Source organism: Streptomyces sp. D2-8, from assembly GCF_023184515.1.
Taxonomy (GTDB): Bacteria; Actinomycetota; Actinomycetes; order Streptomycetales; family Streptomycetaceae; genus Streptomyces.
In genome coordinates this window covers 1-15,282 of the sequence record NZ_JAAHBP010000044.1, presented here as the reverse complement: position 1 = coordinate 15,282, position 15,282 = coordinate 1, and the positions used below count along the sequence as shown (strand labels likewise).

Annotated in this window: 12 protein-coding genes; 7 read left to right on the top strand and 5 right to left on the bottom strand. The window is 72.0% G+C overall.

What is annotated here, in order from left to right; genetic code table 11:
* Window positions 1-153 precede the first annotated feature (153 nt).
* The 5 genes from G3I77_RS40045 to G3I77_RS40025 are packed head-to-tail and all read right to left on the bottom strand — an operon-like array spanning window position 154 to window position 5,764.
* A complete protein-coding gene (locus G3I77_RS40045; protein WP_248512315.1) occupies window positions 154-1,464 on the bottom strand; it encodes a DUF58 domain-containing protein in 1,311 nt (436 codons plus the stop codon).
* The gene (locus tag G3I77_RS40040) at window positions 1,464-2,453 is read right to left on the bottom strand and encodes a MoxR family ATPase (protein WP_248512317.1); all 990 of its coding nucleotides are present in this window, start codon (window positions 2,451-2,453) and stop codon (window positions 1,464-1,466) included. The genes G3I77_RS40045 and G3I77_RS40040 overlap by 1 nt, the downstream gene beginning before the upstream one ends.
* On the bottom strand, window positions 2,453-3,646 hold the full coding sequence (locus G3I77_RS40035; protein WP_248512313.1) for a DUF4350 domain-containing protein: 1,194 nt from the start codon (window positions 3,644-3,646) through the stop codon (window positions 2,453-2,455). Before G3I77_RS40035 ends, G3I77_RS40040 begins: the two co-directional genes overlap by 1 nt.
* Entirely contained in the window at window positions 3,643-4,410 is a 768-nt protein-coding gene (locus tag G3I77_RS40030; RefSeq protein WP_248512312.1) for a DUF4129 domain-containing protein, read from the bottom strand. The genes G3I77_RS40035 and G3I77_RS40030 overlap by 4 nt, the downstream gene beginning before the upstream one ends.
* 4 nt (window positions 4,411-4,414) lie before the next feature.
* Window positions 4,415-5,764, bottom strand: a complete 1,350-nt coding sequence (locus G3I77_RS40025) for a glycerophosphoryl diester phosphodiesterase membrane domain-containing protein (protein WP_248512310.1) — start codon at window positions 5,762-5,764, stop codon at window positions 4,415-4,417.
* Window positions 5,765-5,904: 140 nt separating this feature from the next.
* Here G3I77_RS40025 and mtnA point away from each other — a divergent pair, with 140 nt between their 5' ends.
* From mtnA to G3I77_RS39990, 7 genes are all read left to right on the top strand, one after another.
* Window positions 5,905-7,053, top strand: a complete 1,149-nt coding sequence (mtnA, locus tag G3I77_RS40020) for an S-methyl-5-thioribose-1-phosphate isomerase (RefSeq protein ID WP_248512308.1) — start codon at window positions 5,905-5,907, stop codon at window positions 7,051-7,053.
* 263 nt (window positions 7,054-7,316) lie between these two features.
* Complete coding sequence (gene mtrA, locus G3I77_RS40015) at window positions 7,317-8,006, top strand: two-component system response regulator MtrA (protein WP_009188938.1); 690 nt, start codon at window positions 7,317-7,319, stop codon at window positions 8,004-8,006.
* 1 nt (window position 8,007) lies between these two features.
* Window positions 8,008-10,206 (top strand): MtrAB system histidine kinase MtrB, encoded by a 2,199-nt coding sequence (gene mtrB / locus G3I77_RS40010; protein WP_248512300.1) that lies wholly within the window; start codon window positions 8,008-8,010, stop codon window positions 10,204-10,206.
* Complete coding sequence (locus G3I77_RS40005) at window positions 10,196-12,025, top strand: LpqB family beta-propeller domain-containing protein (protein ID WP_248512294.1); 1,830 nt, start codon at window positions 10,196-10,198, stop codon at window positions 12,023-12,025. Before mtrB ends, G3I77_RS40005 begins: the two co-directional genes overlap by 11 nt.
* A gap of 246 nt (window positions 12,026-12,271) precedes the next feature.
* The gene (locus tag G3I77_RS40000) at window positions 12,272-13,195 is read left to right on the top strand and encodes a ComF family protein (RefSeq protein ID WP_248512287.1); all 924 of its coding nucleotides are present in this window, start codon (window positions 12,272-12,274) and stop codon (window positions 13,193-13,195) included.
* Between the two features lie 311 nt (window positions 13,196-13,506).
* A complete protein-coding gene (gene hpf, locus G3I77_RS39995; protein WP_030837593.1) occupies window positions 13,507-14,202 on the top strand; it encodes a ribosome hibernation-promoting factor, HPF/YfiA family in 696 nt (231 codons plus the stop codon).
* Between the two features lie 205 nt (window positions 14,203-14,407).
* Complete coding sequence (locus tag G3I77_RS39990; protein ID WP_248512285.1) at window positions 14,408-15,154, top strand: response regulator transcription factor; 747 nt, start codon at window positions 14,408-14,410, stop codon at window positions 15,152-15,154.
* Window positions 15,155-15,282 lie beyond the last annotated feature (128 nt).

The following is a 15,282-nucleotide window of genomic DNA, read 5'->3' as shown; positions in this document are numbered from 1 at the left end:
ACCCGGAAGCTAAGCCTTACAGCGCCGATGGTACTGCAGGGGGGACCCTGTGGGAGAGTAGGACGCCGCCGAACAATCTTTGGGAAAACCCCCGTATCTTCGGATACGGGGGTTTTCTGCGTTTAGGGCCCCCTTTCGGGGGCCCGCTGCTTTTTACAGGCGTCCGGCCGCCTTCAAAGCCAAGTACGCGTCCGCCAGGGCCGGCGCCAGGTCGTCCGGTGTGGCGTCGACGACCGTGACGCCGTGGCGGCGGAGTTGTTCTGCGGTGCGGTGACGTTCTGACTGGGCCTGGGCGGCTGCCGCAGCCTCGTAGACGGCCTCGACATCACCGCGTGCCGTTGCCATGTCGGTCACGTGCGGGTCTGCCACCGAGGCCAGCAACACCGTGTGGCGCTGGGTGAGCTGGGCGAGGACCGGGAGCAGGCCTTCTTCGATGGGGGCCGTGTCCAGTGTGGTGAGCAGGACGATCAGGGAGCGGCGGGGTGACGTACGGAGAGCGGTGGCTGTGAGGCCTCGGGCGTTCGTTTCGACGAGCTCCGGCTCGAGCGTTGCCATCGCGTTGACCAGGGCGGGAAGGACGTCGCCTGCGGTGCGGCCCTGGACGAGGGCGCGGACTTTCCGGTCATAGGCGAGGAGGTCCACGCGGTCGCCGGCGCGGGAGGCGAGGGCTGCGAGGAGGAGGGCCGCGTCCATCGAGGCGTCGAGGCGGGGTGCGTCGCCCACGCGGCCGGCCGAGGTGCGGCCCGTGTCGAGAACCAAGAGGATGTGGCGGTCGCGCTCGGGGCGCCAGGTGCGTACGGCGACCGTGGTCTGGCGGGCTGTGGCACGCCAGTCGATGGAACGGGTGTCGTCGCCGGGGACGTACTCGCGCAGGCTGTCGAATTCCGTGCCCTCCCCGCGAGTGAGGACGCTGGTGCGGCCGTCCAGTTCGCGCAGGCGGGCCAGCTTGGAGGGCAGGTGCTTGCGGCTGGTGAACGGGGGCAGGACGCGCACCGTCCAGGGGGCCTTGTGGGTGCCCTGGCGGGAGAACAGGCCGAGGGGGCCGTACGAGCGGATGGTGACCCGGTCGGCTTGGCGGTCGCCTCGGCGGGTGGGGCGCAGGCGGGTCGTCATGCGGCGGCGTTCGCCCGGGGGGACCGTCAGGCGGTGGCGGGAAGCCGTCGTTTCCGTGCCGGGCTGCCAGCTGCTGGGGGGCCAGGCATCGCGGAGTCGGGCGCGGAGGGGGCGGCGGGACGGGTTGGTGATGGTGAGGGTGACGTCCGCCGTGTCGCCGAGGCGGACCGAGGCGTCGCCGGAGCGCGTCAGGCCCAGGCGGCGTACGGGGGCGGCCAGCGCGAAGTCGCAGGCGCAGGCCATGGCCAGGGGAGCGTTGACCGCCAGGATGCCCGTCCAGCTGGGCTCCCAGATGCCGACGGGGAGGGAGCCCAGGGCCGCGAGGAGGGCGGCGCGTCCGGTGAGTGCCATCAGCGGGGGACGGGGACGTGAGCGAGGATCGCGTTGATGACGGAGTCGGCCGTCACGCCTTCCATCTCGGCCTCCGGGCGGAGCTGCACGCGGTGGCGGAGGGTGGGGAGGGCGAGTGCCTTCACGTCGTCCGGGATGACGTAGTCGCGGCCGGTCAGCCAGGCCCAGGCGCGGGCGGTGGCCAGGAGGGCCGTGGCGCCTCGGGGGGAGACGCCGAGGGTGAGGGACGGCGACTCGCGGGTGGCGCGGCAGATGTCGACGACGTAGGCGGTGATCTCCGGGGAGATCGTCGTCTTGGCGACCGCGGTGCGGGCTGCCTCCAGGTCGGCAGGGCCCGCTACGGGGCGTACGCCGGCGGCGTGGAGGTCGCGTGGGTTGAATCCCTCGGCGTGGCGGGTGAGGACGTCGATCTCGTCCTGGCGGGAGGGGAGGGGGATGGTGAGTTTGAGGAGGAAGCGGTCCAGCTGGGCTTCCGGGAGGGGGTAGGTGCCCTCGTACTCGACCGGGTTCTGGGTCGCTGCGACCAGGAACGGGTCGGGGAGGAGACGGGGGGTGCCGTCGACGGTGACCTGGCGCTCCTCCATGGCTTCCAGAAGGGACGACTGGGTCTTGGGGGGCGTGCGGTTGATCTCGTCGGCGAGGAGGAGATTGGTGAAGACGGGGCCGGGCTGGAAGGAGAACTCGGCGCTGCGGGTGTCGTAGACCAGGGAACCGGTGACGTCGCTGGGCATCAGGTCGGGGGTGAACTGGACGCGCTTGGTGTCGAGTTCGAGGGCGGAGGCGAGGGCGCGGACCAGGAGGGTCTTGGCGACGCCGGGGACGCCTTCGAGGAGGACGTGGCCGCGGCAGAGCAGGGCGACGACGAGGCCGGTGACGGCGGGGTCCTGGCCGACCACGGCCTTGGCGATCTCGGCGCGCAGGGCCTCCAGGGCGTCTCGGGCGGTGCCCGGGTCCCCGGTCTGCCCGGCGTTGTCAGTGGTCGGGTCCATCATGGACGGCGTACCTCTCTTTCGAGGGCGTCGAGTCGGTCGGCGAGTGCGATGAGTGCTGCGTCGTCGCTGGGCGGTGGTCCGAAGAGGAGGGTGTGCTGGTCCTGGCCGTCGCCGTGGAGGTGGGCGGACAGGGCGGGGAGCAGGGCCTCGGGCGTGTGCGCCTGGGTGACGGGGACGCCTACGAGGGGGGCGAGGCGGGTGCGGGTGGTGGAGCGTAGAGCATCGGCCGCGCGGTCGCGGGCGTCGGTCTTGCGGTAGAGGCGGGCGCGGCCTTCGGCGGTTTCGGAGGCGCGGATCGCGACGGGGAGTCTTTCGGGCACGAGGGGGCCGAGCCGGCGTGCCCGCCAGAGGGCGGCCAGGGCTGCGGCGATGAAGAGCTGCAGGGTGCCCCAGAGCCAGCCCGAGGGGAGCAGGTCGAAGAAGCTGCGTTCGTCGTCGCCGGTGGCCGACGTGTCGGAGAGCGAGGGGAGGTACCAGACCAGATGGGGGCGGGAGCCGAGGAGTTGGAGGGCGAGCGAGGCGTTGCCCTGCTCGTCGAGGTGGTCGTTGAGGAGGATGTCGGGCGCTCCGAGGGCGACGGTGTCGCCGCCCCCCGTGTCGTCCGGGATGCGCAGCAGGGTGGCCAGGCGTTCGCTGGGGTAGCACGCGTCGGCGCCGAGGTGGGTGGTGGTGTAGCGGACGCCGCCGGTGTCGGCGGTGCCGGCGCGGCGGGCGGCGGGCAGGGCGCAGTCGGGGGCGAGCGTCGAGTCGAGGCTGGTGGCGGGGTCGGCGGTGACGCCGGGGGCGAGTCGCTCGATGGAGGCGCTGCCGGAGGCGACCAGGACGGTGCGGCCGTGGGAGTCGGCGAACGCGTTGTGCAGCCGGGTCTGTTGACTGCGGGTCAGCAGGTCGGGGACGGCGACCAGGAGGGTCGTGTCCGGGCCGGCCGCGGTGGCTGCTTCGTCCAGGGTGGTGACCACGCGGGTGTCCACGCCCCGGTCGGCGAGGAGTTCGGCGACGGCGCGGCTGCCGTTGGGGTCGGCGGAGCGCGGGTCGAGTTCGCCGTGGCGCGCGTCGGAGCGGATGACCGCGATGGCGACGGCGCCCGCGATGAGCACCACGAGGGCGAGCGCGATGCCACGGGCGCGGGTCCACACCTGGCGGGCGGTGGGCGAGGCCGAGGTGGAGGTGTGGGTGGCCTCGATGGTCATTCGGCGGCTCCCTGGCGGGTGTTGGGGGCCGTGGCGGCGCTGCTCGTCGCGAGGTGGGGCTTGGTGCGTTCCAGGTCGCGGTCGAGTTCTGCGATGCGGTGGTACGACTGCTCGGTCGCCGAGCGGCCGCCGTACGTCACGTCGTCGAAGTCGCGGGCGGCGGTGCGCAGTCGGTCGGTGTGGGCGGGCAGGGCACGGCCGGCTTCGGCTGCGGCCTCGTCGGCGGTGCGGCCGGGGCGGACGTCGAGGAGGGCGCGTTCCTCCAGGGCGCGGACGAGGGCGCGCATGCGTTCCTGGACGGCCTGGTTCCAGTGGCCCTGGGCGGCGTGTGCCTCGGCGGTGGCGCGGTGGTCGGCGGCGCTGCGGGGGCGGTCGTCGAACAGGGCTGCGGACGAGGTGGGTTGGCGGCGTGGAGTGCCCAGGCGCCACCACAGGGCGGCCAGGACCGCGATGACGGCCAGGATGATGACGACCAGCCCGAGTGTGCCGCCGGGGGTGGCGGTCGAGGCGGCGTTGAAGAGCTTGCCGAGCCAGTCCCAGAAGGCGTCGAGGGCGCGCTGGAACAGGCTGGGGTCGTCCTCGTGGTACATCCGCTTGGACAGTTCGCGCCGGGCCGCCTCGCGCGCGGGGTCGCGCGGGACGGTGAGGGGCGGCTCGTCGGCGGAGCGGGCCGGCGACAGCAGGGAGGTGTCGCCGGCGCTCAGCAGCGTCCGTATGCCGGCGCGTGGCAGCGCCGTGGTGAGAAGTTCCCCCGCCCGGCTCACCGCATCAGCTCCCCGGGGTGGCGCCGGGGGCGGTGGAGCCGTAGCCCTGGACGCCGGCGGCGCGGGCCAGTTCGAGGTCGAGGGCCTCGCGGCGGATGCGCTGGTCGATGTAGAGGAGCACGGTGACGCCCGCCGTGATCGGGAACGTGATCATGGATCCGATCACCGAGCCGATGCCGCTGATGATCAGGAACGTCCAGCCGAGGCTGCCGACACCGGTGTTGAGCCAGCCGGTGAGGCCGTCGCCGCTGAGGGCCGCGGCGAGGAGCGTGAAGGGGATGACGATGATCGAGGCGACGACGTTCGCGATGAGCGTGGCGAGCAGCTGGATGCCGAAGATCCGCCACCAGGTGCCCTGGACCAGCTTCGCGGAGCGGCTCATGGCTTTCTTGATGCCCTGCTTCTCCAGCATGAGGGCGGGCGAGGCGAGGGAGAAGCGGATCGCCAGCCACAGGGCGACGATGCCGGCGCCGATGATGCCGAGAACCGTGAGGGCGACGCCTGCGCTGTCGTTCCCGGCGACGGTGACGAGGAGGCCGGGCAGGGCTCCCACGGTGACGACGCCGACGGTGATGAGCAGCAACACGCAGATGAGGCCGAACAGTTTGAGGACCTGAGGGCGGGCGTCCCGCCAGGCCTCGCCGATGGTCACCGACGTGCCGAGCACGGCGCGGCTGGTGACGGTGGTGAGCAGGGCGGTCGCGATGACGGTGCCGACCAGGGAGATCACGAAGACCACGCTGGAGTTGAGCAGGGCGTCGCCCATGGCGCGGCTCAGCTCGCTGAGGGTGGCGCTGGGGTCGTTCAGGGCCTCGGTGCTGGAGTCGTCCAGGACGAGGCCCTGGAACAGGACGACGATGACCTCGGTGAGGACGGCGACGGTCAGCGAGATGCCCAGGACCGTGCGCCAGTAGGTGCGCATGGTGGAGACCGCGCCGTCGAGGATCTCGCCCACGCCGAGTGGGCGGAGCGGGATGACGCCGGGCTTGGCGGCGGGCGGGGGGCCGCCCCAGCCGCTTCCCCAGCCGTGTCCTGCGGGGGTGCCGGATCCGCGCTGGCCTGCGGGGCCGTAGCCGCCGGGGGGCTGGTTGCCCCAGCCCGGGCCGGGGGGCGGGGGTGGCGGGGCCTGGCCGGGGACGGACGGGCCGCTGGGCGCGGACCACTGGGCCGGTGGCGGCTGTTCCTTGGACCACTGCGGGCCGGGGCCCTGCGGGGTCTGGCCGGGCTGGGCCGGCTGGTCCGCGGGCTCTTCCGGGCCGGGGCGGTCGGTGGGCTCGGCAGGGCCGGACTGATCCGGCTTCTGCCCGTCGGACGGGGCGGATCCGGGCGAGGCCCAGCCCGGAGTGTCGTTCATCGTCGCTCCTTCACGGTGCCCGTCCGCGGTCGCGGCGGCAGCTTGGCAGCCATCGTGCCATGGGGTGGTCTTGGAGTGACCGGCCGCGGTATGGGCTGCGTACCTTCAATTGTCCGCTCGATAGGGGGCAGACTGACCGCATGGCTGATCAGTACGCGTACAGCGGCGATGACAAACGGCCGACCGAGATCCCGGCGATCCGCTGGGAAGAGCCACCGGAAGGCCCCGTTCTGGTCCTGCTGGACCAGACGAGATTGCCGGCCGAGGAGGTCGAACTGGTCTGTACGGATGCGTCCGCGCTCGTGGATGCGATCCGCTCGCTGGCCGTGCGGGGGGCACCGTTGCTCGGCATCGCGGGGGCGTACGGTGTCGCGCTCGCCGCCGTGCGGGGCTTCGACGTGGACGAGGCAGCGGCCTCGCTGGCGGGCGCCCGGCCGACCGCGGTGAACCTGGCCGTGGGTGTGCGCCGGGCGCACTCGGCATACGAGGACGCGCTCGCCAAGGGCGGTGACGTCCGGCAGGCGGCCTCGGCGGCGCTGGCCGCGGCGCGGCAGCTGCACCGGGAGGATGCCGAGGCCAGCGGGCGGATGGCCGAGCACGGGCTGGCGCTGCTGGACGAGCTGCTGCCCGGCGGCGGGCACCGGATCCTCACCCACTGCAACACCGGTTCGCTGGTGTCGGGCGGGGAGGGGACCGCGTTCGCGGTGGCGCTCGCCGCGCACCGGACGGGGCGGTTGCGGCGGCTGTGGGTGGACGAGACGCGGCCGTTGCTGCAGGGCGCTCGTCTGACGGCGTACGAGGCGGCGCGCAGCGGGATGGCGTACACCCTGCTCACCGACAACGCGGCGGGGTCGCTGTTCGCCGCCGGGGAGGTGGACGCGGTGCTGATCGGGGCGGACCGCATCACGGCGGACGGTTCGGTGGCGAACAAGATCGGGAGCTATCCGCTGGCGGTGCTGGCGAGGTACCACCATGTGCCGTTCATCGTGGTGGCGCCGGTGACGACGGTGGATCTGGACACGGCGGACGGGGCGTCCATCGACGTCGAGCAGCGTCCGGGGCACGAGGTGACCGAGGTGACGGCGCCGCAGGTGCCGGTGGTCGGTGCGGAGGCGGGCGGTGGGATTCCGGTGGCGCCGCTGGGGACGCAGGCCTACAACCCGGCGTTCGACGTGACTCCGCCCGAGCTGGTGACGGCGATCGTCACGGAGGAGGGTGCTGTTTCGCCGGTGACGGCTGAGGCACTCGCGGAGGTGTGTGCGCGGTCGCGTCGGGTGACGACGGGCTGAGCCGGGCGCTGCGGAGGCTGCAGAGGGGTGTACGGGGCGGGGTGAGCTCCGGCACCCTGCCTCCCGGCCCTCCTCGGCTGCGCTGGGTGTCTCTCGGTCCTGCGGGGCCTTCTCCGCCGTTCCGGGCCCGGGAACCGGGCGGGCGGCGCCCGCGTCGAGATCATCGGCGGGCGGGCGAGGGCAGACAGTAGCGCTTGCTGCGACTATGGTCACTGGCCGGTGACCTACCTCACCACTGCCTTCGCCACTGTTATGAGAATGGGATGATGTCGTTTATGAAGGGACGAGTCCTTGTCGTCGACGACGACACCGCACTGGCCGAGATGCTCGGCATCGTGCTGCGTGGTGAGGGTTTCGAGCCGTCGTTCGTGGCCGACGGTGACAAGGCGCTGGCCGCGTTCCGTGAGGCCAAGCCCGATCTGGTGTTGCTCGACTTGATGCTGCCCGGCCGGGACGGCATCGAGGTGTGCCGTCTGATCAGGGCGGAGTCGGGTGTGCCGATCGTGATGCTGACCGCGAAGAGCGACACCGTCGACGTCGTCGTGGGCCTGGAATCGGGCGCCGACGACTACATCGTGAAGCCGTTCAAGCCGAAGGAGCTGGTGGCCCGGATCCGGGCGCGGCTGCGGAGGTCGGAGGAGCCCGCTCCGGAGCAGCTCGCCATCGGTGACCTGGTCATCGACGTGGCCGGGCACTCCGTGAAGCGGGACGGGCAGTCGATCGCGCTGACGCCGCTGGAGTTCGACCTGCTGGTCGCGCTCGCCCGCAAGCCGTGGCAGGTGTTCACCCGTGAGGTGCTGCTGGAGCAGGTCTGGGGCTACCGGCACGCGGCGGACACGCGGCTGGTCAACGTCCATGTGCAGCGGCTGCGCTCCAAGGTCGAGAAGGACCCGGAGAAGCCGGAGATCGTGGTGACCGTCCGTGGTGTCGGGTACAAGGCAGGGCCGAGCTGACATGTCCGGCGACAGTGCCGCTTCGGCGCCCGGCCGGTCCGGGGCCCGCCCGGAGCGGCCTGTCCGGCGGAAGAAATCCGGCTCCCGCTGGGGACGCTTCCTGGAGAGCGGGCTGCTGCTCCAGGGCGGGGTCCAGGGCAGCCCGGTCATCCGCCTGTTCATGCGGTGGGTGCGCCGGCCGCTGCTGCCCGTCATGCGGCTGTGGCGGCGCAACATCCAGCTCAAGGTCGTCGTCACGACACTGCTGATGTCGCTGGGCGTGGTGCTGCTGCTGGGCTTCGTCGTCATCGGGCAGGTGCGCAACGGCCTGCTGGACGCCAAGGTGAAGGCGTCCCAGAGCCAGGCCACGGGCGGGTTCGCGGTGGCCAAGCAGCGGGCCGACGAGGCGGCGAGCGGCACCGGCGACGACGTCGCCACGGCGGACGGCCGTCCCGCGCAGAACGTCATCCAGTGGATGAGCGACCTCGTCTCCTCCCTGTCCAGCGGCGGGCAGGGTGCCTTCGACGTGGTCACGCTCCCGGTCTCCGACGCGGACGGCGCCGGCGGGCGCGGGCCGCGTGCCTCGGGCGAGGTGGACTGGAGCAAGAGCGTGCCCGCCGACCTGCGCGAGCGGATCGGCAGCAGTACGACGGCCGCGCAGAGCTACACGCGCATCATCTACAACAACGAGTCCAAGGACTCCCAGCCGGGCCTGGTCATCGGCCAGCAGGTCAACGACCCCAACCGGGACCCGTACCAGCTCTACTACCTCTTCCCGCTCACCCAGGAGGAGAAGTCGCTGAGCCTGGTCAAGGGCACGCTGGCGACGGCCGGGCTGTTCGTCGTCGTCCTGCTCGGGGCCATCGCCTGGCTCGTGGTGCGGCAGGTCGTCACACCGGTGCGGATGGCGGCGGGGATCGCCGAGCGGCTGTCGGCCGGGCGGCTTCAGGAACGTATGAAGGTCACCGGCGAGGACGACATCGCGCGGCTCGGTGAGGCCTTCAACAAGATGGCGCAGAATCTCCAGTTGAAGATCAGCCAGTTGGAGGACCTGTCGCGGATGCAGCGCCGGTTCGTGTCGGACGTGTCGCACGAGCTGCGTACGCCCCTGACGACCGTGCGGATGGCCGCGGACGTCATCCACGAGGCGCGTGAGGACTTCGACCCGGTGACCGCGCGGTCGGCGGAGCTGCTCGCGGACCAGCTGGACCGGTTCGAGTCGCTGCTCGCGGACCTGCTGGAGATCAGCCGGTTCGACGCGGGCGCCGCGGCCCTGGAGGCGGAGCCGATAGACCTCAGGGACGTCGTCCGGCGGGTGGTCAGCGGGGCCGAGCCGCTCGCGGAGCGCAAGGGCACGCAGATCCGGATCCTGGGCGACCAGCAGCCCGTGGTCGCCGAGGCCGACGCCCGGCGCGTGGAGCGCGTGCTGCGCAACCTCGTCGTCAACGCCGTCGAGCACGGCGAGGGCAAGGACGTCGTCGTCAAGCTCGCCGCGGCGGGCGGGGCGGTCGCCGTGGCGGTGCGGGACTACGGGGTCGGACTCAAGCCGGGCGAGGCGACCCGCGTGTTCAGCCGCTTCTGGCGGGCCGACCCGGCACGCGCGCGTACCACGGGTGGTACGGGGCTGGGGCTGTCCATCGCCCTGGAGGACGCGCGGCTGCACGGCGGCTGGCTGCAGGCGTGGGGCGAGCCGGGCGGCGGCTCACAGTTCCGCCTGACGCTGCCCAGGACCGCAGACGAACCGCTGCGGGGCTCTCCGATACCGTTGGAGCCCAAGGACTCACGGCGGAACCGGGGACTCGACGACGCCGGTCTGCCGTGCGGTGGCGGGGACGGCGAGAAGCGGGCGACCGTGCCGGCGCAGCCGGTGAGCGGGCCGGTGCCGCGGGGGGCGAAGCGGGACCCGATACCGCCGCGTGTGGCCCCCACGGCGGACCCGACGGCGCTGCCCGGCAATGGTTCGCGTGTGGTGCCCAGGCCTGCCTCGGGCACGCGTAGGCGGGACGAATCGGCGGGGGCGGAGCAGCCGGCTCCCGGCCGGGGCGTGAGCGGCCTCGAGGGGACGAAGCGCGAGGAGAGTGCCGGCGGCCGGGCCGGACCGAGTCGGGATCCGGTCGTGAACGGGCCACGTGACGAGGACAGCGGCTCCGCAGGCCCGGGCAGCCGGGAGGCCGGGCCGGGGCACGTGGACAGGCAAGGGGAGGCATCTCGTGGGCGCTGACCGCGAGGGGCGCGGCCGGCGCAGGCACGCGCGCGTGATGGCGTACGCCGCCGGTGGGGTCCTGGTGCTGGCGGGGTGTGCCTCGATGCCGGACGGCGGGGATCTGCGGGGCGTGGAGTCCACGCCCCGCCAGGAGACCCAGGTGCGGGTGTTCGCCGTGCCACCGGGGGAGGACGCGCCGCCCTCGGAGATCGTCCAGGGCTTCCTGGAAGCGCTCACCAGCGACGATCCGCACTACAAGACCGCCCGCCAGTACCTGACCGGCGAAGCCGCGAAGACCTGGCGGCCCGAGGCGTCCGCCACGGTGCTGACGGACGGGCCGGGCGCGAAGCCCGAGGCGGGGGGCGGCGGGGAGGACACCGGCGAGATCTCGTACATGCTGACCGGCACCAAGGTCGCCACCGTCGACGCGCAGCAGGCGTACGCGCCGGCGACCGGGGCGTACGGCAGGAGCGTGCACCTGACGCAGGACGACAAACGGCAGTGGCGGATCGACGCGCTGCCGCAGGGCGTCGTCATGGGCGAGTCGGACTTCCAGCGCAACTACATGTCCGTCAACAAGTACTACTTCGCTTCGAACACCGTCGCGGCCGGGTCGAACGCACCGCCCGCGGCGGTCGCCGACCCCGTCTACGTGCGCCGGCGCGTGGAGCCCATGACGCAGATGGTGAGCACCCTGCTCCACGGACCCACGCGGTGGCTCGGGCCCGTCGTCAGGTCGAGCTTCCCCACCGGTACGGCACTGGCGAAGGGCGCCGGCGCGCTGACGCCCGACGACCGGAACAAGCTGGCGGTCCCGCTCAACGACAAGGCCGCGGGCATCGGCACCAACCGGTGCCAGGAGATGGCCGCCCAGATCCTGTTCACGCTGCGCAACCTCAGCCCCGCCGTGGACGAGGTCGAGCTGCGGGCCGACGGGGCGGAGCTGTGCTCGCTCACGCAGGGGGCGGCCGACGCGGCGGCCTCCCGGAGTTCGGCTCGGCACCCCGACTACCTGTACTTCGTGGACGGCAAGCACCGCCTCGTACGGATCCCCGCGGGCAGCAGCGGAACCGAGCCGGACCCGGCGCCGGGGGCACTCGGTGAGGGCGACACGGCGCTGCGGTCGGCGGCGGTGTCGCGTGACGAGCGCACCGCGGCCGGCGTCAGCCTGGACGGCAGGTCGCTGTACGTGGGGTCGCTGGTCTCGGGCGGTTCGCTGGGCGAGCCGGTGCTGCGCAGCCGGGGCCGGGCCGAGAAGGACCGGCTGACGACTCCCAGCTGGGACGCGGACGACGGTCTGTGGGTGGCCGACCGCGACCCCGACCATCCCCGGCTGCTCTTCTTCGAGGAGGGCAAGGGCGACCCGGTCCAGGTGCGCATGCCGCACCTGGACGGACGGATCCAGTCCGTGCGGGTCGCCGCCGACGGGGTGCGGATCGCGCTCGTCGTGGAGAAGGGCGGGAAGAAGAACCTGCTCATCGGGCTGATCGAGCGGGACGGGAAGCCGGGTGAGAAGCCGGCCGTACGGGTGGTCGAACTGCGCTCCGCGACGCCGGAGCTGGAGCAGGTCACCACCATGTCGTGGGCCGGTGACAGCCGGCTCGTGGTGGTCGGCCGCGAGCACGGGGGCGTCGAGCAGATGCGGCACGTCCAGGTCGACGGCTCCACGCCGGACGTGCCGACGCCCGCGGCCCTGACCGGCGTCAAGGAGGTCACTGCCGCCGAGGACGACCGGCTGCCGCTGGTGGCGTACTCGGTGGACGGCATCGTCCGTCTGCCGTCGGGCGAGCAGTGGCAGAAGGTGACGGAGGGGACGGCGCCGGTCTATCCGGGGTGAGGTGTGAGCGCCCCGGTCACAGGTGTGGCCGGGGTATGCCGGGCGTGGGCGGCCGCCCCGCTTCTGTCGAGGTGGGACTCGGCAGGGGCGGCCGTCGGCGTTCGGGGGCGTGCGGAGGGCTGCTGCTTGTGGCTGGTGCGGGTGTCGCTCGTGTGGGGGGCGCGCAGCTGGCGGGGCGGTTGGTTGTCCACAGGTGGTTGTCCACAGGGGTGGTGGGATCGGGCCCGTGTCGGCACAGTGGTGGCCATGCGGGGGTGGTGGCAGGACCTCACCGACCTGGTGCTGCCGGGCGAGTGCGGGGGCTGCGGGGTGCCTCGTACGGTGCTGTGCGCGCGGTGCCGTGCGGTGCTGAGCGGAGCAGCGGTGCATCGGGTGCGGCCGGTGCCGGAGCCGCCCGGGCTGCCCGCGGTGCACGCGGCGGCCCGGTACGCGGACGAGGTCCGGGCGGCGCTGCTGGCCCACAAGGAGCGGGGTGCCCTGGCGCTCGCCGGGCCGCTCGGGGTGGCGCTGGCGGGAGCCGTGCGGGCGGCGCTCCAGGGCACCTCGGCTGCGGCGGGAGCCGAAGCGGCGTGGTCCCGGGGCGGAAGGGCTCCCGTACTGCTCGTGCCGGTGCCGTCCGGGCGGCGGGCCGTGCGGGCCCGGGGGCATGATCCGGCGCGGCGGATCGCGCTCGCTGCGGCGAGTGAGCTGCGGCGGGGGGGACTTCCGGCCCGGGTGGCCGGCGTGCTGCGGCAGCGGCGGGCCGTGGCCGACCAGTCGGGGCTCAACTCCCGGCAGCGACGGGACAATCTCACGGGCGCGCTGGCGGTGGCTCCCGGAGGTGCCCGGGTGCTCTCCGGAGGGCCGGTCGTCCTCGTCGACGACGTGATGACCACGGGGGCCTCCCTGGCGGAGGCCGCGCGAGCCGTGCGGGCGGTCTCGTGCGGGCCGGGGATCCCGCCCGGGGCGACGGGGCCGATTCCTGGCGCTGCCGGCACTTCGGCTGTGTACGGGGGAGAGACGTGGGAAAGCAGAGAGGAACAGAACGTCGGATCAAGGCGGGAGAGGACGGGCCAGCGGCCCGCCCGGCAGGTAAACGCGGGCGCGGCGGACGCCGGCGGAGTCGTTGACGTGGTGCGCGCGGCAGTCGTCGCGGCATCACCGGACTCTTTCGAAATAAACCGGAACTGACTGAGATCTTGTGTCGTTGCAGGTAACGAGAGGGCCTATTCACCTGAACGGAGGTACGCCGCAGTAGAGGGTGACGACATCCGTCCGGGCGAGATATGTTCGGTTGAGAGGGAAAGCCGCAGGCCACACCTCTCAAATCCGAATGCCGTGCTGCGGGTTTTTCTTCATCACTCGCGGCGGTGGAGTGGAGGTCTCGCTCACGGGGGAGGAGGTGGAAGTCACCGAGTCCGAGGTTCCGGGACTCACCGGAACCTGGTGCAAAAGGGAGACGCTCCGCACCGAAGCGGAGCGATCCGGGAACGGAGTTCTGCGTGGACATCGTCGTCAAGGGCCGCAAGACCGAGGTGCCCGAGCGGTTCCGGAAGCACGTGGCCGAGAAGCTGAAGCTGGAGAAAATCCAGAAGCTCGATGGCAAGGTGATCAGCCTCGACGTCGAGGTGTCCAAGGAGCCCAACCCCCGGCAGGCCGACCGCTGTGACCGAGTGGAGATCACGCTCCGCTCCCGCGGTCCGGTGATCCGGGCGGAGGCAGCGGCGAGCGATCCGTACGCGGCGCTCGACCTGGCGGCGGAAAAGCTGGAAGCCCGGCTGCGCAGGCAGCACGACAAGCGGTACTCGCGCCGTGGTGCGCGCCGGATCCCGGCCGCCGAGGTCGCCGACCACGTCCCGGGCGTGGCCACACTCAACGGAAACGGCCTGGTGCCGGCTCCCGAGGAGGAGCCCGAGGCCGTACCCACTAAGAAGATCGGCTCGCTGGAAGTGCAGGGTGACGGGCCCATCGTCGTCCGCGAGAAGACCCACGTCGCAGCCCCCATGACCCTCGACCAGGCTCTCTACGAGATGGAGCTGGTCGGGCACGACTTCTACCTGTTCGTCGACTCCGAGACCAAGGAACCGAGTGTCGTCTACCGACGGCACGCCTACGACTACGGCGTGATCCACCTCAGCACGGACACGATGGTCACACAGGCGCACTCCCCGGACGCGGGCGGTGCGCTCGGCGGCTGACCGTGCCGGGTGACAGCGGAACAGGTGCCCCTGGAGCGCATGTGCGCCCCCAGGGGCACCCCCGTGCGACCACTTCGCGCCCCGCTCCGGCACCCCGGTGCCCTCCGGGCATGAAATCATGGTGGCCACGACCCAACCGGTGGGTCGTTGCTCTGGGTTGGCGATGGCTCAGGACCTCAGGCCACAGCCTTCAGGGGGAGGAACGATGGCGGACAGCTTCGGACCGATGCGTCACGAGGATGCCGACGACGGCGTCGTCGGCATGGGCCCGGACTCGGGGACTCCACGCAAGGAACCGATCAGAGTCCTTGTGGTGGACGACCACGCCTTGTTCCGACGTGGCCTGGAGATCGTGCTCGCGGCCGAGGAGGACATCCAGGTCGTCGGGGAGGCGGGTGACGGCGCCGAGGCCGTCGAGAAGGCCGCCGACCTGCTGCCCGACATCGTCCTGATGGACGTGCGGATGCCCAAGCGGGGCGGGATCGAGGCGTGCACCTCCATCAAGGAGGTGGCACCCAGCGCCAAGATCATCATGCTGACGATCAGCGACGAGGAAGCCGATCTCTACGAGGCCATCAAGGCGGGCGCGACCGGATATCTCCTCAAGGAGATCTCCACGGACGAGGTGGCCACCGCCATTCGCGCGGTGGCCGACGGGCAGTCGCAGATCAGCCCGTCCATGGCGTCGAAACTCCTCACCGAGTTCAAGTCGATGATCCAGCGCACGGACGAGCGCCGGCTGGTGCCCGCGCCGCGCCTGACCGACCGCGAACTCGAAGTCCTCAAGCTGGTCGCCACGGGAATGAACAACCGTGACATCGCCAAGGAGTTGTTCATCTCCGAGAACACTGTGAAGAACCACGTCCGCAACATCCTGGAGAAGCTGCAGCTGCACTCCAGGATGGAAGCGGTGGTGTACGCGATGCGGGAGAAGATTCTCGAGATCCGCTAGGTGTATTGATCACGAGCGTTGTTAACGCGGGGTCGGACTTGATCATGGCGAAGGCCCCCGTGTGTGGTGGAGGTGTCGAATCTTCACCGTACGGAGGCCTTCGTGTCCCACCGTAATGCCCGCCTGAC

Bases quoted from the DNA above. Each gene is read 5' to 3' on its own strand.
- G3I77_RS40000 (WP_248512287.1), top strand. From the start codon at position 12,272: ATGCGGGGGTGGTGGCAGGACCTCACCGACCTGGTGCTGCCGGGCGAG.
- G3I77_RS40025 (WP_248512310.1), bottom strand. From the start codon at position 5,764: ATGAACGACACTCCGGGCTGGGCCTCGCCCGGATCCGCCCCGTCCGAC.
- mtrA (WP_009188938.1), top strand. From the start codon at position 7,317: ATGATGTCGTTTATGAAGGGACGAGTCCTTGTCGTCGACGACGACACC.
- mtnA (WP_248512308.1), top strand. From the start codon at position 5,905: ATGGCTGATCAGTACGCGTACAGCGGCGATGACAAACGGCCGACCGAG.
- G3I77_RS40040 (WP_248512317.1), bottom strand. From the start codon at position 2,453: ATGGACCCGACCACTGACAACGCCGGGCAGACCGGGGACCCGGGCACC.
- mtrB (WP_248512300.1), top strand. From the start codon at position 8,008: ATGTCCGGCGACAGTGCCGCTTCGGCGCCCGGCCGGTCCGGGGCCCGC.
- G3I77_RS39990 (WP_248512285.1), top strand. From the start codon at position 14,408: ATGGCGGACAGCTTCGGACCGATGCGTCACGAGGATGCCGACGACGGC.
- G3I77_RS40045 (WP_248512315.1), bottom strand. From the start codon at position 1,464: ATGGCACTCACCGGACGCGCCGCCCTCCTCGCGGCCCTGGGCTCCCTC.
- G3I77_RS40035 (WP_248512313.1), bottom strand. From the start codon at position 3,646: ATGACCATCGAGGCCACCCACACCTCCACCTCGGCCTCGCCCACCGCC.